Source organism: Coprococcus sp. AF99-45, assembly GCF_027663865.1.
GTDB classification, from domain to species: domain Bacteria; phylum Bacillota; class Clostridia; order Lachnospirales; family Lachnospiraceae; genus Allocoprococcus; species Allocoprococcus comes.
The window spans coordinates 1-23,572 of the sequence record NZ_JAQDGZ010000005.1; the positions used below are offsets into that span (position 1 = coordinate 1).

The 23,572-nt window shown below is 42.4% G+C and carries 25 protein-coding genes; 23 read left to right on the forward strand and 2 right to left on the reverse strand.

The window, feature by feature from the left end; translation table 11 throughout:
* Positions 1–78: 78 nt before the first annotated feature.
* Both PGR14_RS05405 and PGR14_RS05410 read right to left on the reverse strand, forming a co-directional pair.
* Positions 79–1,128: a site-specific integrase gene (locus PGR14_RS05405; protein WP_270223107.1), complete on the reverse strand. Its 1,050-nt coding sequence runs from the start codon at positions 1,126–1,128 to the stop codon at positions 79–81.
* A gap of 135 nt (positions 1,129–1,263) precedes the next feature.
* Positions 1,264–1,668 (reverse strand): helix-turn-helix transcriptional regulator, encoded by a 405-nt coding sequence (locus PGR14_RS05410; protein WP_270223108.1) that lies wholly within the window; start codon positions 1,666–1,668, stop codon positions 1,264–1,266.
* Positions 1,669–1,810: 142 nt separating this feature from the next.
* Between PGR14_RS05410 and PGR14_RS05415 the strand changes: the two genes are divergently transcribed.
* From PGR14_RS05415 to PGR14_RS05525, 23 genes are all read left to right on the forward strand, one after another.
* Complete coding sequence (locus PGR14_RS05415; protein ID WP_055156932.1) at positions 1,811–2,002, forward strand: hypothetical protein; 192 nt, start codon at positions 1,811–1,813, stop codon at positions 2,000–2,002.
* 47 nt (positions 2,003–2,049) lie between these two features.
* The gene (locus tag PGR14_RS05420; RefSeq protein WP_118198553.1) at positions 2,050–2,238 is read left to right on the forward strand and encodes a hypothetical protein; all 189 of its coding nucleotides are present in this window, start codon (positions 2,050–2,052) and stop codon (positions 2,236–2,238) included.
* The gene (locus PGR14_RS05425; RefSeq protein WP_270223109.1) at positions 2,228–2,572 is read left to right on the forward strand and encodes a hypothetical protein; all 345 of its coding nucleotides are present in this window, start codon (positions 2,228–2,230) and stop codon (positions 2,570–2,572) included. The genes PGR14_RS05420 and PGR14_RS05425 overlap by 11 nt, the downstream gene beginning before the upstream one ends.
* Entirely contained in the window at positions 2,536–3,858 is a 1,323-nt protein-coding gene (locus PGR14_RS05430; RefSeq protein WP_270223110.1) for a virulence-associated E family protein, read from the forward strand. Before PGR14_RS05425 ends, PGR14_RS05430 begins: the two co-directional genes overlap by 37 nt.
* A 365-nt stretch (positions 3,859–4,223) precedes the next feature.
* On the forward strand, positions 4,224–4,430 hold the full coding sequence (locus PGR14_RS05435) for a hypothetical protein (protein WP_055156942.1): 207 nt from the start codon (positions 4,224–4,226) through the stop codon (positions 4,428–4,430).
* Between the two features lie 125 nt (positions 4,431–4,555).
* The gene (locus PGR14_RS05440) at positions 4,556–5,044 is read left to right on the forward strand and encodes a hypothetical protein (protein WP_270223112.1); all 489 of its coding nucleotides are present in this window, start codon (positions 4,556–4,558) and stop codon (positions 5,042–5,044) included.
* A gap of 219 nt (positions 5,045–5,263) precedes the next feature.
* Positions 5,264–5,503, forward strand: coding sequence for a hypothetical protein (locus PGR14_RS05445; RefSeq protein ID WP_270223113.1), 240 nt, complete (start codon positions 5,264–5,266; stop codon positions 5,501–5,503).
* Positions 5,490–5,651 carry a hypothetical protein gene (locus PGR14_RS05450; protein WP_270223114.1) on the forward strand — a complete coding sequence of 54 codons (162 nt, stop codon included), beginning with the start codon at positions 5,490–5,492 and terminating at the stop codon, positions 5,649–5,651. Before PGR14_RS05445 ends, PGR14_RS05450 begins: the two co-directional genes overlap by 14 nt.
* 340 nt (positions 5,652–5,991) lie before the next feature.
* Entirely contained in the window at positions 5,992–6,468 is a 477-nt protein-coding gene (locus tag PGR14_RS05455; RefSeq protein ID WP_270223115.1) for a hypothetical protein, read from the forward strand.
* Positions 6,468–7,331 (forward strand): hypothetical protein, encoded by an 864-nt coding sequence (locus tag PGR14_RS05460; RefSeq protein WP_270223116.1) that lies wholly within the window; start codon positions 6,468–6,470, stop codon positions 7,329–7,331. Before PGR14_RS05455 ends, PGR14_RS05460 begins: the two co-directional genes overlap by 1 nt.
* A gap of 67 nt (positions 7,332–7,398) precedes the next feature.
* On the forward strand, positions 7,399–8,292 hold the full coding sequence (locus PGR14_RS05465) for a sigma-70 family RNA polymerase sigma factor (protein ID WP_270223118.1): 894 nt from the start codon (positions 7,399–7,401) through the stop codon (positions 8,290–8,292).
* 213 nt (positions 8,293–8,505) lie between these two features.
* Positions 8,506–10,653: an ATP-dependent zinc metalloprotease FtsH gene (gene ftsH / locus PGR14_RS05470; protein WP_055297541.1), complete on the forward strand. Its 2,148-nt coding sequence runs from the start codon at positions 8,506–8,508 to the stop codon at positions 10,651–10,653.
* Positions 10,654–10,773: 120 nt separating this feature from the next.
* A complete protein-coding gene (gene uvrC, locus PGR14_RS05475; RefSeq protein WP_055297542.1) occupies positions 10,774–12,669 on the forward strand; it encodes an excinuclease ABC subunit UvrC in 1,896 nt (631 codons plus the stop codon).
* Positions 12,670–12,683: 14 nt separating this feature from the next.
* A complete protein-coding gene (hprK, locus tag PGR14_RS05480; RefSeq protein ID WP_008374454.1) occupies positions 12,684–13,607 on the forward strand; it encodes an HPr(Ser) kinase/phosphatase in 924 nt (307 codons plus the stop codon).
* Between the two features lie 14 nt (positions 13,608–13,621).
* Complete coding sequence (locus tag PGR14_RS05485; protein WP_008374456.1) at positions 13,622–14,560, forward strand: ROK family glucokinase; 939 nt, start codon at positions 13,622–13,624, stop codon at positions 14,558–14,560.
* 196 nt (positions 14,561–14,756) lie between these two features.
* On the forward strand, positions 14,757–15,419 hold the full coding sequence (locus PGR14_RS05490) for a GntR family transcriptional regulator (RefSeq protein WP_008374458.1): 663 nt from the start codon (positions 14,757–14,759) through the stop codon (positions 15,417–15,419).
* 4 nt (positions 15,420–15,423) lie between these two features.
* The gene (locus tag PGR14_RS05495) at positions 15,424–16,359 is read left to right on the forward strand and encodes an ABC transporter permease (RefSeq protein WP_044999327.1); all 936 of its coding nucleotides are present in this window, start codon (positions 15,424–15,426) and stop codon (positions 16,357–16,359) included.
* A gap of 11 nt (positions 16,360–16,370) precedes the next feature.
* Positions 16,371–17,315 carry an ABC transporter permease gene (locus PGR14_RS05500; RefSeq protein ID WP_008374461.1) on the forward strand — a complete coding sequence of 315 codons (945 nt, stop codon included), beginning with the start codon at positions 16,371–16,373 and terminating at the stop codon, positions 17,313–17,315.
* A 16-nt stretch (positions 17,316–17,331) separates the two neighbouring features.
* On the forward strand, positions 17,332–18,357 hold the full coding sequence (locus PGR14_RS05505) for an ABC transporter ATP-binding protein (protein ID WP_022220294.1): 1,026 nt from the start codon (positions 17,332–17,334) through the stop codon (positions 18,355–18,357).
* A gap of 2 nt (positions 18,358–18,359) precedes the next feature.
* Positions 18,360–19,349, forward strand: coding sequence for an ABC transporter ATP-binding protein (locus tag PGR14_RS05510; RefSeq protein WP_022220293.1), 990 nt, complete (start codon positions 18,360–18,362; stop codon positions 19,347–19,349).
* Between the two features lie 27 nt (positions 19,350–19,376).
* Positions 19,377–21,065 (forward strand): peptide ABC transporter substrate-binding protein, encoded by a 1,689-nt coding sequence (locus PGR14_RS05515; protein ID WP_008374467.1) that lies wholly within the window; start codon positions 19,377–19,379, stop codon positions 21,063–21,065.
* Positions 21,066–21,165: 100 nt separating this feature from the next.
* Complete coding sequence (locus PGR14_RS05520; protein WP_055246734.1) at positions 21,166–22,236, forward strand: amidohydrolase family protein; 1,071 nt, start codon at positions 21,166–21,168, stop codon at positions 22,234–22,236.
* Positions 22,236–23,393, forward strand: coding sequence for an amidohydrolase family protein (locus PGR14_RS05525; protein ID WP_008374474.1), 1,158 nt, complete (start codon positions 22,236–22,238; stop codon positions 23,391–23,393). Before PGR14_RS05520 ends, PGR14_RS05525 begins: the two co-directional genes overlap by 1 nt.
* Positions 23,394–23,572: the final 179 nt, after the last annotated feature.

Consider the following 23,572-nt stretch of genomic DNA (forward strand, 5'->3'; position numbering starts at 1 on the left):
TAAATTTTTTATTGATAGAAAATAGCCACAAATCCAGTAAAAACGCTGTATATAATTGCCTATGATACTAAAATGATACTAAAATTTTATTTTTTCCAATTTTTCAATAATTTCTTCCCGGTGAGACTGGAACAGATGAGAATATGTGTTCATAGTCATTTTTACATCATCATGCCCCAAACGTTCCGCGATCATAAGCGGATTCGCGCCAAGGTTAATCAGCAGACTGGCATGAGAGTGCCGGAGATCATGCACTCTGATCGGGCGCAAGTCGATCTTCTTGCATACTCTTGTGAGTGCTTCACCGAGCCACACACGGGACCGGGAGAAAAGCCGGTCATCTGGATCCATACCGTAGATCTTCGCCATGTAGTCTTTAATTTCATCCAGAAGAAATTGCGGTATATCTATGATCCGGTTGCTTTTCGGTGTCTTGGGTGGCTGTATGGTGTATTTGCCGTCTACATATGCCAATGTTTTGTTGATCGTAATCTTCTTTTCTTGAAAATCAACATCTCCCGGAGTAAGTGCCAGGAGTTCCCCTTTTCTCATGCCGGTGTAAAACAGGATCTCAAAAGCTGTGAATAGCTCAATATTATCCCGAATTGCATCAGAGAAACACTTGTATTCTTCCGGTGTCCAGAAGTTTACCTTTTTTGGTGCAGGCTTGCAGATCTTTGATTTGACCGGATTGCGGGCAAGTCCCAGATAATCAACCGCAAATTTGAAAAGCATCCCTAGAGTAGCGTTGATCTGCCGGGTATAGGCTGCCGTAAATCCCTTTTTGAGCAGATGATTCTGCCAGTCAACAATATCTGCAGGTGTGATCTCTGCAATTACTTTCCGGTCAAAATACGGAAGCATATGCAGTTCTATCGTATTGAGTTGACTCTGCAGTGTTGACGGTCTCACCCGGTTCTCTTTGAAGTTCTTGTACTTCTGGCAGAGCGTCCGAAAGGTAATGTCTGGAGCATTGGCAAATTCTTCCAGAAAGAGCCGTTCCCAGTCTTTTGCGTCACGCTGCAGCTTGAATCCCCGTTTTAATTTCTGTTTCTTCTTGCCGGTCCAGTCTGTGTAATAGAATTTACAGTACCAAGATCCGGTCTTTTCGTCCTTATACGTTGGCATTTCTATATTCTTCCTTCCTGACGCTGGCGGGCGTATCAGATAGGTGGAAGTTCTGCCAATAGTCGCAAAATACGACCTTAGTTGTGCGTCCGGTTTTCGGACGTGCGGGATACTTATATTTAGTTATTCCGGGAATTACTTGGATTCTTCCAAAGACTCTTTTTGATATTCCGGTATTTTGGTTAGCATTGTTACCTGCTCAATAGCTTTTGACTTTCCTTCAGCGTTAAGTTCATTAAATAATCGGCTTATATGCCCCATGAGATCAGTATTTACATATTGTTCTGCAGTTTGGCGCGGGGTTATAGGCTTATCGGAAAACTCGGGCCAATTATTTTCCTCATTTCCAATCAAGGCGGTCACTGGTATTTTGAGGGCAAAAGCTATGCTGGAAGCGGTTATAATGGAAGGAATTCGTTGATCCGTTTCATATCGTCGTATAGTCATTTTAGATAAACCGGCTTCTTTAGAAAGTTCCTCTTGTGTCAATCCCATTTTTTTTCTATATGTTTTGATTTTTTCTCCTAATGTTGGTTCCATACATTCACCTCCTCATTTGTATATTACCATAAAAATAACCGAATGGAACATTTTTTTGAAAAAGTTATTGCAAAATGTTCCGTATGGTGTTATTGTAAAGTTGAAAAGAACCAAATGGAACACTTTTGAGGGAGGTGAAAAAATGAAGCTGGATAGACAAAAATATGATCTTGCAAAAGCAAGAGCCTGCAAGGGACAGAAAGAGCTTATGGCAGAGGGAATTCCAAAAGGAACCCTGTGCAGAGCGGCAGGCGGATATTCGTTGAAACCAGAGACAGCGGGCAAGATTGCCAAAGCTCTTGGCGTTGATGTAACAGAAATAATCGAAGATTAAGACGTTGGGCGGGCGTATCAGATCGATGGAGAGAAAGGAGTGTTATTATGGCGAGACTAATGTATAACGTGAAGGATGTTCAAGAGATCCTCGGAGTAGGAGAATCAAAAGCCTATCAGTTTATCAGGATCATGAACGAGGAACTGCGCGGCAAGGGATTCTTGACAGTACAAGGAAAGGTTCCTGCTGCCTATCTGCAGGAAAGATTTTTCGGAGTGGCAGCAGATGGCAAGTAGGAGAGAATTACTTGACAGCCTAAAGCCTGGTATGCATCTTGATAAGAATTTCTTTTTGAAGATTTACGGCTATGACATAACCTGCCCGGGATTTGCTGATGATGTGATCAGGAGATTGGAAATTCTTGGATGCAGTAAAGCCAGAGATTACTATACCTGTATCGTGTCGGAATATAACCACAAGCACGATCAGGAAATGAAGCGCGTATCTGAATGGTATGCGAAACAGGACACAGATAAGAAGGGAGTGAGTGAATCACGGAAACAGCAAGAAGCGGAACAACAGAAGGCGAAGAGGTGGGGCAGTCTTGCGAAGGCCTTGAACTTTCATTGACGCAGAAAGGTACAGTTAGGCAGACCATGTCAAATTGTGTTAAAGCGTTGCAGTCTGATCAGCGTACAAAAGGAATGTTTCGATATAATATGTTCACCAATAAAATAGAGGTATTGAATGCATGGTGGAAACGTTCCAGTATTGCCTTGTCAGATGTTGATATTGACAATATATGCCTTTATTTAGATGATCAATATTCTTTAACTACTGAAAAGGGGATAACAAAAGCGATCAATGTGCTGGCGCATCAGAATGAATATCATCCGGTTAGAGAGCTTCTTGATAATCTTGTTTGGGATGGAGAAAAACGAATCAAAGAGTTGTTCCCGAGATATTTGGGAGCTGATCGAAGTGAATACATCGAAGAAGCAACGAAGCTTTTTATGCTCGGGGCGATAAATAGAGTGTATAAGCCAGGGGCAAAGTTTGATTTGATGATTTGTATTGTAGAACCGATTCAGGGAGGTGGTAAATCATCACTGGCGAGGATCTTGGCTATAAATGATATGTGGTTTACGGATGATATCCGGAGTTTAGATGATAAGGAAATTAGCGGTAAACTTCAGGGGCATTGGATTGTAGAGTTTTCAGAAATGTTGGCAACCTCTAACACGAAAACAGTGGAAGCAATTAAATCTTTTTTAAGTAGAACAATTGACACCTATAGGACGCCGTATGATAGGTATACACAAGATATTCCGAGGCAATGTGTTTTCATAGGTACAACGAATAACACTGACTTTTTACCAAACGATAGGACCGGAAATAGGCGCTTTATACCAATTGCGATAAATAGTAAGGCTGCAGAGAGGCACCCATTAAAGGATGAGAATGAGACAAGGGTATTTGTTCTTCAATGCTGGGCTGAGGCAATGGATATATACCGAAAGGATGACTATAAGTTAATGATCCCAGAGTGGATGCAGCAGGAACTGGTAAAAGTGCAACAAGAATATGCCCCGGAAGATCCTAAGGTTGGAATCATTCAAAATTGGCTTGATAGATGTAATTATACGCATGTATGTACAAGAATGATTTTTAAGGAAGCCTTTTCTGAAAACTATTTCAGAGAACCAGCAGGGTGGGAACTCAGGGAAATCAGCCAAATTATGAATAATTCAATAAATGGTTGGCATAAACACCCATCGAGTGATCGGCAATTGAGGTTTTCGAAGTATGGAAAACAAAGAGCTTGGGACAGAGATGTACACGAGGACGATGGATTTCATCCCATAGAAGAGGAAGCAGATCAGTTAGAATTTCCTTTTCAAAGTGAAAATAGTTAGCTGAGGACATGGATGTGTACAGATTTAGGGCGACCTTGTGGACATAGAAAATGTTGCAAAATAGGCGAAAATTGCCTATATGTACTCAATGTCCACAATAATATATAAAGAAAATAAAATATAGGTAATAAGCACTAAATGAGAAAAAGGATATAGACATGTATTAAAAAGTTTTAAAGTGCTTGTGGACAGGGACAAGAGCATTTAGAGCACTTATATTTATATTTTAAGAATATAGAAATATATGAGTATAAAGAAACTATATAATGTCTTTTTATATGCAATATATACATATGTATATGAATTTAGAAATATGTGCACTAAGTGACCTGTGAGTATTTACACACAGAAAGGAGAAGAGAAGAATGCAACAAGAAGCAATAGACCAGCTCACCAGAATAGCAGATGCCTTAGAGGGAATAGAAACAAGGCTTGACGCTCTGGAAGAGCTGCAGGACACTGCGGAACAGTTGAGAGAGTGCATTGGCTATGAAAGACCGGCACGATATGCACCGCCAGGATCAAAAGGATTTAACTTCCTCCGCATTGGTGGAACTGTTTATAAGGATTAACACAAAAAATAGGGGACTGCCTGAAACAGTCACCCCGTTGTATACCCTTAATGCACGGGCGGGCGCATTTGGAAAGGATACGCCTACATAATAGCATGGATTGATAAGAAAGGACAAGTGATATTATGAGTTATGAAGTAATAAATGAAGAGTTAAAAATAGCAAAATGCAGTATTGCCGACTTAACAATGGGACAAGTACATAATTTTTTGAAGTCATGGAGAGATGATTCTAAAATAGGGACATTGACAATGTTTTACGACAGAGAAAAAGAACTACTTGTTTTGAATGAAGATAATGATATGTATGAGACCTGTTTGATGACAGCAACGGCATATTTAAGCGGAGATTGTGAAAGACGGAAGGAGCTGCTGAAGAATGCGCCGGAAGGTATAGTGGAATCAGTGAAGCTACTTGAAAAGGTATTTAAGTATCGCATATTTGACAAGAGAACATTTCAGGCATTGAATAATTTATTGGATGATACACAAAGGAAGTATGTGACACACCTAATAAATGAAGAAGATCCGATTTCGGCGGCGTACATTGCGTTCAGAGCTGGTATGATTAGTGGAAAACGTATAGAAAGAGCAAAAAAAAGAAAAGACAGATAAAAGAGTGCTAACAGATATTCCGCCTTTCTGTGAATAGTACTCCAATACTGGAAGCAGACGGCGGGAAATCGGCTGACATGACATGTGCGAGAAATCGAACATTTACCAAAAATAAATAGCGAACGTTCACAAAACAACACGAAATAACTGCTGCCCTTCCCGGAATGGTGCGCCAACATCGGAACGGGACGGCAGCATAAAGAAAAGGAGAGCAATAAAATGAGATTCAGTCAGATATTTTTAACAATGGGATATAACACAGTGGTAAAAGTTGATAAGGTAACAGAAATTAAGCCAACAGAGAGCGGAAACACTATGGATGCGGAATATATAGGAGCGTTTAAACGCTTCGACCGGATACCGAAAGAAATTTGGTCTGCCCGTGTTTGTACGTTTTTCGCAGAAGGTGAAGATAAACTTCTTGTTGTGATTGAGAGGGACAACGATGATAAAAATTAAGATATCGTATAATACAGATGAAGAGCTTGCCGGTGTGATCCGGCTGCTCTCTCCGGTGATGAAATCCTGGAGAGTATCCAGGAATAAAGAGGGACGATATAAAAAGGCTTATGCCGAACTCCGGAGGGACACCGAGAAAACAGAATAATGATTGATTTTAGAGTGCTCCCCAAAATAGGGGAACTCTTTGAATTATTTTAATATAAAATCAAAATGAACTACGGATGAAGCACGAGAAATGGTCAGAGGATATTGACATATTTTAACATTGCATGGGGTGGCGATATTTGATATAATTGTTTTAGAGCAAATAGAATAAATAGTACCGCCGGTTCTATATCTTCAACCGGTAAACCTATAAGGTATGGGAATGACTCAACTCAAAATTGCGTTCAGTGTTTCCATACCTTTTTTTATTTGCGTATCGTCTACCTAACATTTTATTTACAGACAGTCGACCGGACGTTAAACGGGGAAAGGATTTATACATGGACAATCAGAACATGGCAGGCCAGAATGTGACCGATCAGAACCAGCAGGGCGATCAGGCACAGCAGCAGGATCAGAACCAGCAGGGAAAAACATTTACTCAGGACGAGGTGAACCGTATAGTCAGCGAGAGACTGGCAAGGGCAAAGAATACGGCAGATCATGGCGATTTTACAGAGCGAGAAAATGCACTCAATCAAAGAGAAATGCGCCTAGATGCAAGGGAAAAGCTTGCGGATGCAGGGATACCGAAAGACTTACTGCCACTTGTTGACTGTAGCAGCAAAGAAAAAATGGAAAGTAGTATAAACCTTATTAGTTCGTATTTCGGACAGAAGAAAGCGCATGAATCTAATGCCGGGACCTATCGAATAAACACCTGCACCGCAGGAAATACAAACGGATCAGGCTCGCGGAAAGCATCTGGTGATGAGATACGAGCAGCTATGGGACTGAAAGGAAAGAAGAGAAAATAATGGCGATTGAATTAGTAGAAAAGTATCTGCCGTATGTTGACGAGCAGTTCACTGAAGAAAGTAAGAAGGAATATCTTACAAATACAGATTTTAGTTTTTCCGGCGCAAAAACGGTTAAGGTTTACAAGATCTCAACCGGATCAATGCAGGACTACGGACGGATCCAGAAGGGAAACAATACGCAGCTCGCGAGTCGGTATGGAACAATTGAGGAATTAAACGCAGTAACCCAGACAATGACGCTTTCAAAAGACAGATCATTCACTTTTGCGATTGATAGGCTTGATGAAGATGAAACAGGGGATACACTGGAAGCGGCGTCAGCTCTCGCCCGCCAGATGAGGGAAGTTGTAATTCCGGAAGTTGATACCTATGTACTTGGAAAGATGTGCGCAGGTGCGGGAATCAAACCAGAAGCACTTGGTGCAGAAGAAAATATCTATGACGCAATTTTTGAAGATGGTGCTGCGCTGGATGAAGCGGACGTACCGGAAACAGGGCGTATTCTTGTCGTTACTCCGGCAACTCTGCTCAGAATGAAAACCTGTAAGGACAACAACGGACGTTATCAAGAAATGATCAATGCAGTTTTGGACGAGGACAAGAAAAAGATTGGTTTTGTTGGAAACATTGACGGGATGGATGTTCTAAAGGTTTCAGCAAAGAGATTACCGGAAAAATTTGGCTTTATGATTGCACATCCGTGTGCGACAGTAGCACCGGTCAAACTGGAGAGCTACAAAACGCATCAGGATCCACCGGGAATTAGCGGAAGCCTGGTTGAAGGGCGTATTGTTTATGATGCATTTGTCTTGGACAATAAAAAGAAAGCTATTTGTTATCGGGAATTTGCAACAGTATAATCTGTGATTAAGGCACCTGGGCGCGCTCAATGCGTGTCTGGGTGTTTTTCTATGTGGAGGTGCTATTATGTCAAACGAACAACTTGTCATTCGGATCAGAGCCGGAGAAGATACTGCTGCCAATATGCTGCAGCTATGGAAACAAAATCAAAGGTTTATTGGTATGATAGCGGTGAAATATTCCGGTTATGCTGAAATGGATGATCTAAAACAGGAAGGGTATTTGGCATTGTGTGAAGCTGTCAGACATTATAACCCAGATCAGGGAGTCCCGTTTATCAATTATGCTGCGTTTTATATCCGGCAAGGAATGCAACGATATATTGAGAACTCCGGGAACTGTATTCGCATACCGGTACATCGGCAGCAGTCAGCCAGAAAATACAAGAAGATTGTGGCAGAATACCAAAAAAGATATGGTGCAAGTCCGTCAGACGCTGAAATCCGCTCGTTAATGGGAATAGGCAGAGAAGAACTTGACAGCATAAAAGAAACTGTTCAAATGAGGCAAATACAAAGCCTGAGTCAACCAATGAAAGATAGCGAAGATGTATTTCTGGAAGATGCAGTTGTATCCGGGGAAGATCTGGAAGAGGAAGTGGCCAGAAAATTTGACCATGATCGTATGAGCCGGGAGTTGTGGGAAATGGTTGACAATTTGCCCGATCAGCAGAGTGGAGTGATCCGATCCAGATATGTAGATGGGAATACTCTGCGAGAAATAGGAGAACAGCAGGGAGTGAGTATTGAAAGAGTTCGGCAGACCGAAGCGAAAGCGTTACGGGCGCTGCGGATGCCAAAACGCTGCAATGTATTCCGGGGATATTATGAGGTATATTTGAGTGCCGCACCGATTCACCATGTCGGAGTGAGACAGTTTCAAAGGACCTGGGAGAGCGAAGTTGAGCGTGAGGCGTTGCGCTGGGCAGAACGGGAATTAGGAATAAGAGACAGAGACTAAACGGGTGGCGCATAACCACCCGTTTTTTGATACTGAAATGATACTAAAAATATGTGTGAATAGCGAAAAGCACACCTATACATACTAAATACACTGTGTAGAAAATGAATAAAGTATAAAATAATAATTAAAAAACAGGGTTTGAGTAAATTTTTCATTGATTTCTAAAAAACGCCTACTTATAATAGAGAGGACGACACTTAGGAGGTAGGTATGGATAACCAGAATAATAGAAATAAGCAGAATCTTCCGGGAAATAATAACCCGAATAATAAAAATAACCGCCAAAGATGGAATGTTATATTATTTACCGTTATGCTGATCTCGTTTATCGTATTTGCGCTGTATCAGTTCCGGGAAGACACAGATGCCCGGGAGATTACCTATGATCAGTTCCTGAACATGGTAGATTCCGGGGAAGTTAAGAAAGTTGTGATCGAGGATGACAAGATTGTGATCACAGCGAAGACAGAAGCTGAGATGAAGAACAGCAAGAAAAAAGGCGCTTCTGAGAGCGATGTGGTCGAAGGTTCTGTAGCAGATAACAACGACAGCAGCAGTAAGGACAGCAGCGATGACAGTACAGGTCTGTTCAGTAATGTGACAAGGAAGCAGTATTATACCGGTATTGTGAAGGATGATACCCTTTCGGACAGACTGTATAAAGCAGGTGTTGAGTATGAACAGAAGATACCGGATTCTACATCTTATATGGTGATGAATCTTCTGGTCAACATTGTTCCGCTTGTGATCATGATCGGTCTGGGCGTGATGCTGATGCGCCGTATGACAAAGGGTGGCGGCATGATGGGCGTTGGAAAGAGCAATGCCAAGATGTATGTGGAAAAATCTACCGGAGTCACATTTAAGGATGTAGCCGGTCAGGATGAAGCAAAAGAATCCTTGCAGGAAGTAGTCGATTTCCTGCATAACCCTGGCAAATACACCGGAATCGGAGCGAAGCTTCCGAAGGGAGCACTTCTTGTAGGTCCTCCCGGAACCGGTAAGACACTTCTTGCAAAAGCAGTTGCCGGAGAAGCAAAAGTACCGTTCTTCTCTCTTTCGGGTTCTGCATTTGTTGAGATGTATGTCGGTGTCGGAGCGTCAAGAGTACGTGACCTCTTTAAGCAGGCACAGCAGATGGCGCCGTGTATTATTTTTATCGATGAGATCGATGCGATCGGAAAAAGCAGAGATTCACAGCTTGGTGGCAATGATGAAAGAGAACAGACACTGAATCAGCTCCTTGCAGAGATGGATGGATTTGACAGTAATAAAGGTCTTCTGCTTCTTGCGGCAACGAACCGTCCGGAAATCCTGGATCCGGCGCTTCTCCGTCCGGGAAGATTTGACAGGCGTATCATCGTAGATAAGCCAGATCTCAAGGGACGTATTGATGTCCTGAAAGTACATGCCAAAGATGTTAAGATGGATGAGACAGTCAATCTGGAAGAGATTGCACTTGCAACTTCCGGGGCAGTCGGTTCTGATCTTGCCAATATGATCAACGAGGCTGCGATCAATGCAGTAAAAAAAGGAAGAAATGTTGTATCCCAGGCAGACCTTTTTGAGGCTGTTGAGGTCGTTCTTGTGGGTAAAGAGAAGAAAGACCGTATCATGAGCCAGAAAGAACGCCGTATCGTATCATACCATGAAGTCGGTCATGCACTGGTAACTGCCCTTCAGAAGGACGCAGAACCGGTACAGAAGATTACAATCGTTCCTAGAACCATGGGTGCACTCGGTTATGTGATGCAGACACCGGAGGAAGAAAAGTTCCTGAATACCAAGGCTGAGCTGGAAGCAATGCTGGTGACAGCCCTTGCAGGACGTGCAGCAGAGGAACTGGTGTTTGACACAGTTACAACCGGAGCATCGAACGATATTGAGCAGGCAACCAAGATCGCAAGAGCGATGGTAACACAGTATGGTATGTCTGAAAAATTCGGACTTATCGGACTGGAATCTATCCAGAACCGTTATCTGGACGGAAGAGCTGTTATGAACTGCGGAGAGGCAACCGCGGCAGAAATCGATCAGGAAGTTATGAAGATGCTGAAGGGAGCATATGCAGAAGCGAAGAGAATGCTTTCCGAGCATCGTGAAACGATGGATCAGATCGCCGGATTCCTGATTGAGAAAGAGACGATCACCGGAAAAGAATTCATGAAGATTTACCGCAGATGTGAAGGAATTCCGGAACCGGAAGAAAAGAAAGAAGAGAATCCTGTAAAAGAGCAGACGATCGAGATGCCGAAGAAAGAGGCAGATACCGAAGCTGCACAGCAGGAAGAGAAAGAAACGCAGAAGAAAGTAGAAAAAGATGAAGACGGATTCATCCTTCCGCAGAAGCGTGACTAGTCTAAAATAACAGAAGATGCAGAGGTTTCAGAACAATAGGTTCTGGAACCTCTTTTTTTCTGTAGATTCTTTTGAAAGAATGACTTGTATTGTCTGCAGGAAGCAAGGTATAATGTGACTATGGAAAATCAGACATTTATTATTGAAGACGAACTTAAAAAACTTCCTGGGAAACCGGGAGTCTATCTGATGCATGGGGAAAAGGACGAGATCATTTATGTTGGAAAGGCGATCAGCCTGAAGAACCGTGTCAGACAGTATTTTCAGCCGAGCAGGAATCGGGGGGCCAAGATTGACCAGATGGTGACGCATATCACCCGGTTTGAGTATATCGTGACGGATTCGGAACTGGAAGCACTGGTTCTGGAATGCAATCTGATCAAGGAACACCGGCCAAAGTACAATACGATGCTGATGGATGATAAGAGTTATCCATTTATCAAAGTGACAACCGGCGAAGCATATCCAAGGATTATGATGGCAAGGCAGATGAAGAAGGACAAGTCAAAGTATTTCGGCCCTTATACCAGTGTGACGGCGGTAAAAGATACGATCGAACTGATCCGGAAGCTTTACCGTCTGCGTAGCTGTAACCGCATCCTTCCGCGCGATATCGGGAAAGAAAGATGCTGTCTCTATCATCATATCAAGCAGTGCGATGCACCGTGTCAGGGGTATATTTCGCAGGAAAAATACAGAGAGTCGGTTGATGAAGTACTCAAATTCCTGGGAGGAAATTATGATAGAATCTTAAAGGATCTGGAGAAAAAGATGCAGGAGGCATCGGATGATCTGGAATTTGAGAAAGCAATTGAATACCGGGAGCTTCTGCACAGCGTGAAGCAGATTGCACAGAAGCAGAAGATTACCGATACAGGGGGCGAGGACCGGGATATTGTGGCTCTTGCAAGAGAGCATGAGGATGCGGTGGTACAGGTATTCTTTATCCGCAATGGTCGTCTGATCGGCAGAGATCATTTTTATCTGCGGATTGCCCAGGGAGATGAAAATGCAGAGATCCTCTCCAGCTTTATCAAGCAGTTTTATGCCGGAACGCCATATATTCCGGGCGAACTGATGCTTCCGGTGGAACCGGAAGAGCGGGAGATCCTGGAAGCATGGCTTGGAGAAAAACGTGGGCATAAGGTTCATTTCCGTATCCCGAAAAAAGGGGAAAAAGAAAAGCTTGTTGAGCTTGCGGCGAAGAATGCAAAGATGGTACTGGAAAAAGATAAGGAACGTATCAAGCGTGAAGAAGGAAGAACGATCGGTGCAGTAAAAGAAATAGAAAAGTTGCTTGGTCTTAATAACCTGGTGCGTATGGAGGCGTATGATATTTCCAATACCAATGGATTTGCCTCGGTAGGGTCGATGATCGTTTATGAGAGGGGCAAACCGAAACGAAACGATTATCGTAAGTTCCACATCAAGGGTGTGCAGGGGGCGGATGATTATGCAAGTATGCGTGAGGTCCTCACCAGAAGATTCCGGCATGGTCTGGAGGAACAGAAAAGCGGGAAAGAGCTGGGAAGTTTTAATGTTTTTCCGGATCTGATCATGATGGATGGTGGAAAAGGACAGGTTAATATAGCACTGGAAGTACTGGATGAACTTCATTTATCCATTCCGGTATGCGGTATGGTCAAAGATGACCACCATCGGACGAGAGGACTCTACTATCAGAATATCGAGATTCCGATCGACCGCAATTCCGAAGGGTTTCGGCTGATCACAAGAGTGCAGGATGAGGCACACAGATTTGCTATAGAATTTCACCGGAAACTGCGTAGTCAGGGACAAGTGCATTCGATCCTGGATGATATTCCGGGAATCGGACCTGCGAGAAGGAAAGCACTGATGCGGACATTTGCCAGCCTGGATGAGATTAAGAATGCAGAGGTGGAAGATTTGAAAAAAATTCCATCAATGGATGAAAAATCGGCAAAAAGCGTGTATAATTTTTTCAGAGGAAGCGAAAAGGAAGGTACAGAAGCTACTCTGATGGAAGAACAATAAAAGGAGACAGGACTATGGGAGTTACATTAACAAAAATCGTAGAGAAGATGGAACTTAGAAATCTTACTCCGGATGTCGATATGACACAGCGGGAAGTAAAAATTCCGGATATTAACCGTCCGGCACTTCAGCTCGCCGGATTTTTTGATCATTTTGATTGCGAACGGATTCAGCTTATCGGATATGTAGAGTACACTTATCTGCAGACACTGGAATATGAGCATAAGATGAAAATATATGATACACTGCTTGAGTATGGGATTCCATGCTTTATTTTCTGCAGAAATCTGCAGCCGGATCCGGAATTTCTGGAGAAAGCAGTGAAGAACAATATTCCGGTATTTATTACGGATAAACAGACTTCTTCCTTTTCAGCAGAACTGATCCGCTGGATGAAAGTGGAACTGGCACCGTGTATTTCAATTCACGGGGTACTGGTGGACTGCTATGGAGTCGGTGTTCTGATCATGGGAGACAGCGGTATCGGTAAAAGTGAGGCGGCACTGGAGCTGATCAAGCGAGGCCATCGTCTGGTAACAGATGATGTGGTGGAGATCCGGAAGGTCAGTGATGATACTCTTGTTGGTACAGCACCGGATATTACCCGCCATTTTATTGAACTTCGCGGAATTGGTATCATTGACGTAAAGACGCTGTTTGGTGTGCAGAGTGTAAGAGAGACACAAAATATTGATCTCGTCATTACGCTTGAGGACTGGAACAAGGATCGCGAGTACGACAGGCTTGGACTTACTGAGGAGTATACAGAATTTCTTGGTAATAAGGTTGTATGCCACAGTATTCCAATCCGCCCGGGACGTAATGTTGCCATTATCGTAGAATCAGCGGCAGTCAACCACAGACAGAAACAAATGGGCTATAACGCAGCTCAGGAGCTGTACCGCCGGGTACAGGAAAATCTAAAAAAGAATATGTAAGGAGCAGGAGACAGATGAAATATTGTTTTGGTATCGATATAGGCGGAACGACAGTAAAGATGGGACTTTTTCAGGAAGACGGAGAGCTTCTTGACAAATGGGAGATTAAGACACGTACGGAGAACCAGGGAGAAGCAATCCTCCCGGATATTGCGCAGGCAGTGAAAGCAAAGATGGCAGAAAAGAAACTGGTGAAGGAACAGATCATCGGACTTGGAATGGGGCTTCCGGCACCGGTAACCGAGGATGGAATTGTTCAGAATACAGCAAATCTCGGATGGGGATACAAAGAAGTGACACGTGAACTGGAAGAGCTTCTTGACGGAATGAAAGTGATTCCGGGGAATGATGCAAATGTAGCTGCGCTTGGTGAGATGTGGAAAGGTGGCGGAAAAGGCCACAAGAATGTTATTATGGTTACCCTTGGAACCGGTGTTGGCGGTGGAATCATCGTGGATGGAAAGTGCCTTGTAGGGGCACACGGTGCTGGCGGAGAGATCGGTCATTTGTGTGTAAACTACCAGGAGACAGAAACCTGTGGATGTGGAAAGAAAGGCTGTCTGGAACAGTATGCTTCTGCAACAGGAATCACAAGACTTGCCAATATGCGTCTTGCAAAAGATGAGAAACCAAGTACCCTCAGAAATGTGGCAGAGATGTCTGCGAAAGAAGTGTTTGATGCAGTGAAAGCCGGAGACGAAGTTGCAATCGAAATCGCAACTGAATTTGGAAAGTATCTGGGACATGCGCTGGCGAACCTTGCAGCTGCCTGTGATCCGGCGGTTATCGTAATCGGCGGAGGGGTATCAAAAGCCGGAGAGGTTCTGCTGGATTACATCAAAGGTCCATTTAAAGAAATGGCATTCTTTGCAGACAAAGATACAGAATTTGCACTCGCAGAACTTGCAAATGATGCAGGAATCTGCGGAGCAGCAAAACTGGTACTGAAATAAGTGAAAGATATTATAAAAAAACAAAAATCTTGTGAGAAATATTTAACATTCTTGCAAGATTTTTGTTTTTTATAGAAGAAAATGCAGAATAACAAATGTTTACATTTGACATTCTGCACAAAATGATGTAGACTTATCGTAGTAACATTATTAAATAAGCCTATGAACTCTAAAAAATTGTGAAAAGGAAGACAAAATGATAATACGTAAAACATTAAGAGAGCAAGTAGTTGAAATTTTAAGACATAAGATTTTATCAGGAGAGATCAAACCGGGAGAACGAATTATAGAGGCAAAAGTAGCAGAAGAGCTGAAAGTCAGCAGAGGTCCCTTAAGAGAAGCTCTCAGGCAGATTGAAGAAGAAGGGTTGGTTGTATATGAAGCGCAGAAAGGCTGCGTAGTAAAGACGATGACTTATGAAGAGATGCAGGAAACATACCTGATCCAGTCTACGCTTGAGAAACTGGCAGTGCAGATGTGCGGGGGAGAGATCAGCAAAGAACAGGATGAAGAGATGCAGAAGCTTGTTCTTTCCATGGAGAAAGCGGCCAATCAGAAAAATCTGTATGATGTTATAAAATTCGATGAACAGTTCCATGAATGTATTGTGAAGACCGCACACAGTGAAAAACTTCATAGAATCTGGAAAATACTGGAAGGAGGGAATACGGCGGCATATTATACGATGGATACAAAAACTCTGGTACCATTTGATGTGGTCCACATCAATCATCAGAGAATTTTGGATCTGTTTCATAAAGGGACAGTCGAAGATATCTGTAAAGAGATAGAATTACACTACATGGTTGTCCCGCATGTTCTGTATGAAAATCAAAAGAAAAAAGGAGAAAGGAACTGAAGGTATGGTTAAATTTATTGGGAAAAGGCTGGCATATGCTGTTTTGACATTGTTCTTGATTACGACAGCGACATTTTTCTTGGTAGCAGGTGCTCCCGGAGATCCGATCGCTGCGAAGGTTGGTCAGATGCCTGAACAGGCACAGCAGATTATCCGTGAGAAATACGGACTCGATCAGCCGGTAGTAAAACGGTATACAACTTATATGAAGAATCTTCTTACAACAGGAGACTTCGGAGAATCTATTATTTATACCGGTCAGTCAGCAAATGACATTATTAAAAACAATACGCTGGTATCAGCGAAGATAGGTTTGTTGGGACTACTCTTCCAGACAACGATTGGTATATGTCTTGGAATGGTAGCGGCTCTTAACAGGGGAAAACCGGTGGATCATGTCATAAGGGTACTCGTTGTATTAGCTATTTGTGTTCCTAGTTTCGTATTTGCATCTGTATTGCAGTATTTTCTGGCATTTAAGTGGAAACTGGTGCCGGTATTCGGCTGGGGACAAATGAAACATTATATTCTTCCGGTTGCCGCATATGCGATCGGCGGTATCGCATCTTATACAAAATATATGAGAAGCAGTACCTTATCTGTTATCGGAGAAGATTATATTATTACAGCAAAAGCAAAGGGATGTACAAAGAAGAGAGTTGTACGGAAACATGTTTTGAGAAATGCAATGCTTCCTATCATTACTATGATCGGACCTTCTCTGGCAGGAATTTTTGCAGGATCATTCATCCTTGAACGTATGTTTGCGATTCCGGGACTTGGATTCTACTATGTAAAAGCAGTTTCGGATAATGATTATACGATGGTAATCGGTCTTACAATTTTCTTTGCTATTTTGTTCGTTGGCTCGCTGATTGTAGTAGACATTCTGTATGGAATCGTCGATCCGAGAATCCGAGTTGCAAAAGGTAAGAAATAGGAGGGCTTCTGATGAGTACAAAAGAGGTAGTAATGACAGAAGAATGGAATGAATCAGATGATTTTAAACGTGTTGGGACGGAAGGATTATCTGGTGAAGATATCGGAGAGAAATCCCTGACCTATTGGGCGGATGTCTGGAGAAGATTCAGGGAAAACAAACTTGCAATATTTGGTCTTATATTATTAGGCCTGATCGTAGTGCTCCTGTTTATCGGACCAATGGTCACAGGACAGGATTATCAGCTGATCGATGCGTCGATCAAGAATCAGGGACCAAGCAGTGCACACTGGTTTGGTACAGATGATATGGGAAGAGATCTCTTTACCCGTGTCTGTGTAGGTGGACGTATTTCAATTTATATTGGTTTATGTTGTACATTGGTAATGTTTGTGATCGGAGCACTTCTTGGAGCGCTGGCAGGATTAAAAGGCGGACTGGTAGATGACATCATCATGCGTATCTGCGAATTTATCGGAAACCTGCCATATCTGATCATTGTAGTAATTTTATCCATGGTACTTGGAAGAAGTATGTTCTCCCTTGTTTTTGCAATGAGCCTTACCGCGTGGGTAGGAACCGCGCGTATGGTAAGAGGACAGATCCTTCAGATCAAGGAACAGGATTATGTGCAGGCAGCAACAGCACTTGGTGCATCAACCGGACGTATTATTGTCAAACATCTTCTTCCGAATACACTTGGAATTATTATGGTTGATATCACGATGTCAGTTCCGGGATTTATTTTCAGTGAGGCTTTCTTAAGTTATATCGGACTTGGAGTAAGACCACCGGAAACCAGCTGGGGAGCACTTGCATCAGCAGGACAGCAGCAGCTTATGTTTTACCCACATGAATTGTTCTTCCCATGTCTGATGATCGTACTTACAATGCTGACTTTCCATCTGATCGGTGATGGACTTTCAGATGCATTGGATCCGAAGCTGAGAAAATAAAAGGGGGAACTACAAGATGAAAGAAAAAATACTGGAAGTGAAAAACCTGGAGGTATCTTTCAAGACCTATGCCGGAATCTCACATGCAGTAAGAGGAATTGATTTTAATCTGCATAAAGGAGAAACTCTTGCGATTGTAGGAGAGTCTGGCTGTGGTAAGACAGTATCTTCAAAAGCAATCATGCGATTGCTTCCAGAATCGAACACAATAATAGGTGAAAACTCTGAAGTATTGTTCCACGGGGAAGATCTTCTGAAAAAGTCAGAAAATGAAATGGTTTCCATTCGAGGAAGCAAGATTTCAATGATTTTCCAGGATCCAATGACTTCACTGAATCCGACCATGAAGATCGGAGATCAGATTGCAGAAAGTATTCTGATTCATAGACAGATTTCTAAAGAAGAAGCATATAAAGAAGCTTTAGAAATGCTGCAGCTGGTTAAAATACCAAATGCAGAAAAACGAATGAAACAGTATCCGTTTGAATTTTCAGGCGGTATGAGACAGAGAGCGATGATCGCAATCGCACTTGCATGTAAACCGGAGATCCTGATTGCGGATGAGCCGACAACTGCTCTGGACGTAACCATTCAGGCACAGATTATGGAACTGATCGGAGAACTGCAAAAAGAACTGGATATGGCGATGATCCTCGTAACCCATGACTTAGGTGTTGTAGCGAGTGTTGCAGATAAGATTCAGGTGATGTATGCAGGAAAAATTGTAGAACGTGGTGATGTACGAGAGATTTTCTATCAGTCTACACATCCTTATACGAGAGCTCTTCTGGATTCCGTTCCGAAGATTCATTCTACAAACAAAGAAACATTATATTCCTTAAAAGGAACGCCGCCGGATCTTATCAATCCGCCGGTTGGATGTTCTTTTGCTCCGCGTTGTGAGTATGGAATGAATATCTGCAGAAAGAAATATCCGGAGCTTACAAAATTCAGTGATACACAGGAATGCAACTGCTGGCTTCATGATCCAAGAGCGGATGTGAGCAATCTTCCTGAGAATATGATAAGGAGGAGACAGTAACCATGGATAAAAAAGAAGTACTGATCGAAGTGAAAGACCTGAAGAAATATTTTCAGGTTGGAAGAAACCAGACACTGAAGGCAGTGGATGGGGTAAACTTTAAGATCTATAAAGGTGAGACTCTTGGAATCGTAGGAGAATCCGGCTGTGGTAAAACAACCTGTGGAAAGACAGTTATGGGGCTTTACAAGGCTACAGGCGGTGAAGTTCTTTTTGACGGAGTTGATATTAATAAACTGAATAAAAATGAAAAGAAAGAGTTTACAAAGAGAGCTCAGATTATTTTCCAGGATCCATATTCTTCACTGAATCCGAGAATGACAGTCGGTGACATCATCGGGGAAGGAATTGACATTCACAAGCTTTATACCGGAAAAGAACGCCAGGAAAAGATTTATGAATTACTGGAACTGGTCGGACTTAACCGAGAACATGCGCTTCGTTTCCCTCATGAATTCTCAGGCGGACAAAGACAGCGTATTGGAATCGCAAGAGCACTTGCTATCGAACCAGAATTCATCGTTTGCGATGAGCCGATTTCAGCTCTTGACGTTTCCATTCAGGCACAGGTTGTCAACCTGCTGATCGAACTTCAGCAGAAGAAAAACCTGACCTATCTCTTTATCGCACATGACCTGTCTATGGTAAAACATATTTCAGACCGTGTCGGTGTAATGTATCTGGGAAATATGGTTGAATTTGCAGAGAGTGATGAATTATATCAGAATCCACTTCATCCATATACAAAAGCGTTGATGGCAGCGATTCCGATCCCGGATCCGGACACAGAAGAACAGAAGAAGAGAATTCGACTCGAGGGAGAGATCCCAAGCCCGGTTAATCCAAAACCTGGATGCAGATTTGTGACGAGATGCAGATATGCAACAGAAAAATGTCATCAGGAGACACCGCAGCTTGAAGAACTCAAACCGGAACACTTTGTAGCTTGTCATAGAGCAAAAGAGTTGATGGAAGATCACCCGCAAGAGTAATCTTGCTGGATATAAAGGAGGAAGACTATGAAAAAAAGAAAAACATTAGCGATGGGACTCGCAGTAGCAATGGCAGTCAGCTGTCTTGCCGGATGTGGCGGAGATGACAAAAAAGCTAGTTCTGACGGAAAAACAGAACAGGTTCTGAATATCTCCAACAACAGTGTGGTTGTCGGACTGAACCCGCTGATCAACACAACTGGCCCGGATAACTCAGCATTTAACATGGTATTGGATCCACTCGTTAAAAGAGTAACTCAGGAAGGAAATACCTATAAAATCGTGCCTGCTGCAGCAGAGAGCTGGGATATCAGTGAAGATGGACTTACTTATACTTTCCACATGAACAAAGATGCGAAGTGGAGCGATGGAACGAAAGTAACTGCAAATGACTTTGAATTTACTTTCCAGAAGATGGCAACTCCATCCGTTGCAGCAACAAATGCATGGCTGTTTGATGGAATTATCGAGAACTTCTCAGAAGCTCTTTACGATCAGGGAAAGAAACCGGAAGAAATCGGTGTACATGCCATTGATGAAGATACACTGGAAATCAAAATTATCCACCCGGCATCTTACTTCCTGGAACTGGTTTCCTCATCAGCTTATCCGGTAAACAAAGCAATGTATGAAAAACTCGGAAGCGACTATGCAACATCAGAAACAAAGACTGTATTTAACGGACCTTTCAAGATTGAAAGCTGGAGTCAGAATACAGAGATGGTATTGGTAAGAAATGATCAGTACTGGGGAGCCGACGATGTGAAGCTTGACAAGATCAATAGCAAGATCATTCAGGAATCAGGTACTGCAGTTCAGTCTTATATCAACGGTGAACTGGATGTGATCGGTACAACGGATGCAAACTGGGGAAAGACTATCGAAGAACAGGGAGAATCTGAATCTTATCAGGTTCCGGATAGTGCACCGGAATTCTTCATGCTGAATGCAGCAAACGAATATCTGTGCAATGAAAAGATCAGACAGGCTTTATCAGTAGCTTATGACCGTCAGGAAATGATCGATACTCTTCGTAATGGAAAAGGTGTTCCGATTTATTCTATGATGCCAGATACCATTCAGGTTGGGGAAAAAACATACACAGAATTAGTTGGCGGAAAGAACCATTTCGTTCAGGAACTTCAGGATGAAATCAAAGATCCGAAAGCTTTACTTATTGAAGGGTTAAAAGAACTTGGTAAAGATCCAGACCCGTCAAAAGTGACAATCCGTTATGCAAGCCGTGGTACATCTGAAGTATCTAAAAAGATTGCTGAATGGATGAAACAGCAGTGGGAAAGCGTTCTTGGAATCAATATCGAAATCGATATGATGGAATGGAACATCATGTGGGATAAGATTGACGCCGGTGATTACGATATCGCAACAGGCGGCTGGGGACCATACTACAATGAACCAAGTGCTCTTCTTCAGTTATTCGATCCGGATAATGGATATTTCAACGCAGAAAAGACAGGATGGTCTGGAGAAGATCCTAAGAAATATCAGGAACTTCTGAATGAAGCAAAATTTGAAGTTGATGACCAGAAGAAGGCAGAGCTTTATCTGCAGGCAGAAGAACTGGTTGTTAAGTCAGGACTGATCGAACCTACTTATGTTGAAGAAGCACCTACATTTGTTAAGAAATATGTGAAGAACTACTTCGTTTCTACAGTTGGTCAGGTTGATTTCTCAAAGGTTTATATTGAAAAATAGTATGTCTTTTAGAGATATAAATTAAACAAAAATGTCATAGAGGTTGCAAAACCTCTATGGCACTTTAAGGTAAAAAATAAAAGTAAATGGAGAAATGATTATGTATGTAATTAAAAATGGAACCATTCATACCGGAACGGGTGAAGTGCTCGAAAACTATGATATCTTAATCGAGGGGAAAAAGATTAAGAAAATCGAAAAGAATATTTGCGAAGCGGATGCAGAAATTATCGATGCAACCGGAAAACAAGTTTTCCCTGGTTTCATCGATCCACATTCTTCTATCGGAGCTATGGGGATTCCGACTCGTTACAGAGATAATGCAGAAACTACAAATGTAATCAATCCGGATCTGAGCGTGAAGTATGCCATCGATCCAGATGAAGTGAATGCACAGGAATTCTACAAATCAGGAATTACATCTGTTGGATTTTCACCGGATCACAGCAATGTGATCGGAGGACAGATTACAGTGTGTAAGACAGCTCCGGATCATATGGCAAACCGTATTGTAAAAGAGCACGCAGCAATGAAGGGGAGCGTATGCTCAACCGTTAAGGATGTATATGGTGCAAGTAACCAGATGCCGAAAACAAGAATGGGAATTTTCCATTTGCTCAAAGAAGCAATCAGAAAAGATGACCTTTTGAAGAAATATCAGATGCCATTTGTCATCGCTGCAGAAACTGCAGGTGAGATTCAGTGTCTTATGGAGCTTCTGAAAGATGAAGATATCCAGCTTACAATCGTAGATGGATTTGAATTCGGCGATGCGATTGAAGAACTGAAAGAAAAGAAAGTTGGAATTATCTTTGGTAATTTCAGCAATCTGTCACAGATTTCCAAACATGAAATCGACCTTTCCAGATTAAAAGAACTGGTAGAAAACGGAAACCGCATCGCATTTACAAACACATGCAAAGGTGCTTCTGAAGGTAGAGAAGTATTCATCTGGAGTGCAATCGAAGTATATCGTGCAGGAATCGATGCCGAGGATGTAGTAAAAATGATGACGATCCAGCCAGCCGAGATGCTTGGTGTTGCAGATCAGATCGGAAGTATCGAAGTTGGAAAAGACGCGGACATCACAATTTACAGTGATCATCCTGTAAAATCTTATGCGGCACACGTACAGTTTTGTATGATAAATGGAAAGGTGGTATTATCGTAATGCAGACATTAATCAAAAATGGTATTTTGTATACAATGACAGAGGATAAGGGCATCTTTCAGGGGGATATTCTCGTCGAAGGAACAAAGATCAAAGAAGTAGCAGAACATATCAGTGAAGACTGCTTAGAGGATGGAGATAAGCTCATTGAGGCAGAAGGATATTATGTTCTTCCGGGACTTATCGATGCACATTCTCACATCGGATTATTTGATTTCAATGTGGATCCGGGTGTAGACGATGCCAATGAGATGACAAATCCGGTTACTCTTTCTGTTGATGCACGTTTTGGAACAAATCCAAAAGCAAGAGAATTTAAAGTAGCTTATGAGCACGGAATCACAACCATGCTTCTGACTCCGGGAAGCGGAAATGTATTTTGCGGACTTCCGTTTGCACTTAAAACTTATGGAAACAATGTGTTTGATATGACAATCAAATCTCCATGTGCTGTAAAGATTGCTCTTGGCGGTAATCCGAAAAATACATACGGAGATCAGAGAAGACTTCCGATGACAAGAATGGGAATCGCTAAGGTTCTGGATGATACCTTTGCAAAAGCAAAGAAATACATGGAAGACAAAGAACAGAATAAAGAAGTGGAGTATGATCCGGATATGGAAGCTCTTTGCCTGGCTTTAAAAGGAGAAATTCCATGTAAGATCCACTGTACACAGTATGATATGCTCACAGCAATCGAGATTGCGAAAAAATACAACGTACACTTCTCATTAGAACATGCATGGGGAGCAACCGATTATCTGGATGAAATCGTGGAAAGCGGATGCGATATATGCTACGGACCGATTGCAACTTACCGTAGCCCTGGAGAACGTAGAAAAATCGATGTGGAAGCTGTAAAAATGCTGGATGACAGAGGGGTGAATGTGGCGATGATCACTGATTCACCGATTCTGAGTGAAGAATCCCTGTATCATCATGTGGGAGAAGCAGTGCGTGAAGGACTTGCACAGGAGAGAGCAGTAAGAACGGTTACGATCAATGCTGCAAAAGTGCTGGGCGTAGAAGACCGTCTGGGAAGCCTGGAAGAAGGAAAAGATGCAGATATTATTGTAATGAAAGGAAAACTCGGACTTGATACCGATGCGATGGTATACTATACGATGATTGAAGGTAAGATCGTATATCAGAAATAGAAACCAGATTGATAGATAAAAAAGAGAGATCAGTGAATTTCAAATATTCACTGATCTCTTTTTCTAATTGGATGATAGATTCTTATTGTCCATTGCCAGAATCTGAGCCGCCGGTATTGCCGGAATCAGTGCCGCCACCGGTATTACCGGAATCGCCACCGGTATTACCGGAATCGCCA

Excerpts from the sequence above, each read along its gene's own strand:
- PGR14_RS05445 (WP_270223113.1), top strand. The coding sequence starts at position 5,264 with ATGAGATTCAGTCAGATATTTTTAACAATGGGATATAACACAGTGGTA.
- PGR14_RS05505 (WP_022220294.1), top strand. The coding sequence starts at position 17,332 with ATGAAAGAAAAAATACTGGAAGTGAAAAACCTGGAGGTATCTTTCAAG.
- PGR14_RS05415 (WP_055156932.1), top strand. The coding sequence starts at position 1,811 with ATGAAGCTGGATAGACAAAAATATGATCTTGCAAAAGCAAGAGCCTGC.
- PGR14_RS05495 (WP_044999327.1), top strand. The coding sequence starts at position 15,424 with ATGGTTAAATTTATTGGGAAAAGGCTGGCATATGCTGTTTTGACATTG.
- uvrC (WP_055297542.1), top strand. The coding sequence starts at position 10,774 with ATGGAAAATCAGACATTTATTATTGAAGACGAACTTAAAAAACTTCCT.
- PGR14_RS05500 (WP_008374461.1), top strand. The coding sequence starts at position 16,371 with ATGAGTACAAAAGAGGTAGTAATGACAGAAGAATGGAATGAATCAGAT.
- PGR14_RS05405 (WP_270223107.1), bottom strand. The coding sequence starts at position 1,128 with ATGCCAACGTATAAGGACGAAAAGACCGGATCTTGGTACTGTAAATTC.
- PGR14_RS05425 (WP_270223109.1), top strand. The coding sequence starts at position 2,228 with ATGGCAAGTAGGAGAGAATTACTTGACAGCCTAAAGCCTGGTATGCAT.
- PGR14_RS05510 (WP_022220293.1), top strand. The coding sequence starts at position 18,360 with ATGGATAAAAAAGAAGTACTGATCGAAGTGAAAGACCTGAAGAAATAT.
- PGR14_RS05525 (WP_008374474.1), top strand. The coding sequence starts at position 22,236 with ATGCAGACATTAATCAAAAATGGTATTTTGTATACAATGACAGAGGAT.
- PGR14_RS05450 (WP_270223114.1), top strand. The coding sequence starts at position 5,490 with ATGATAAAAATTAAGATATCGTATAATACAGATGAAGAGCTTGCCGGT.
- PGR14_RS05520 (WP_055246734.1), top strand. The coding sequence starts at position 21,166 with ATGTATGTAATTAAAAATGGAACCATTCATACCGGAACGGGTGAAGTG.
- PGR14_RS05455 (WP_270223115.1), top strand. The coding sequence starts at position 5,992 with ATGGACAATCAGAACATGGCAGGCCAGAATGTGACCGATCAGAACCAG.
- PGR14_RS05420 (WP_118198553.1), top strand. The coding sequence starts at position 2,050 with ATGGCGAGACTAATGTATAACGTGAAGGATGTTCAAGAGATCCTCGGA.
- PGR14_RS05435 (WP_055156942.1), top strand. The coding sequence starts at position 4,224 with ATGCAACAAGAAGCAATAGACCAGCTCACCAGAATAGCAGATGCCTTA.
- PGR14_RS05410 (WP_270223108.1), bottom strand. The coding sequence starts at position 1,668 with ATGGAACCAACATTAGGAGAAAAAATCAAAACATATAGAAAAAAAATG.
- PGR14_RS05440 (WP_270223112.1), top strand. The coding sequence starts at position 4,556 with ATGAGTTATGAAGTAATAAATGAAGAGTTAAAAATAGCAAAATGCAGT.
- hprK (WP_008374454.1), top strand. The coding sequence starts at position 12,684 with ATGGGAGTTACATTAACAAAAATCGTAGAGAAGATGGAACTTAGAAAT.
- PGR14_RS05465 (WP_270223118.1), top strand. The coding sequence starts at position 7,399 with ATGTCAAACGAACAACTTGTCATTCGGATCAGAGCCGGAGAAGATACT.
- PGR14_RS05485 (WP_008374456.1), top strand. The coding sequence starts at position 13,622 with ATGAAATATTGTTTTGGTATCGATATAGGCGGAACGACAGTAAAGATG.
- PGR14_RS05515 (WP_008374467.1), top strand. The coding sequence starts at position 19,377 with ATGAAAAAAAGAAAAACATTAGCGATGGGACTCGCAGTAGCAATGGCA.
- PGR14_RS05490 (WP_008374458.1), top strand. The coding sequence starts at position 14,757 with ATGATAATACGTAAAACATTAAGAGAGCAAGTAGTTGAAATTTTAAGA.
- PGR14_RS05460 (WP_270223116.1), top strand. The coding sequence starts at position 6,468 with ATGGCGATTGAATTAGTAGAAAAGTATCTGCCGTATGTTGACGAGCAG.
- ftsH (WP_055297541.1), top strand. The coding sequence starts at position 8,506 with ATGGATAACCAGAATAATAGAAATAAGCAGAATCTTCCGGGAAATAAT.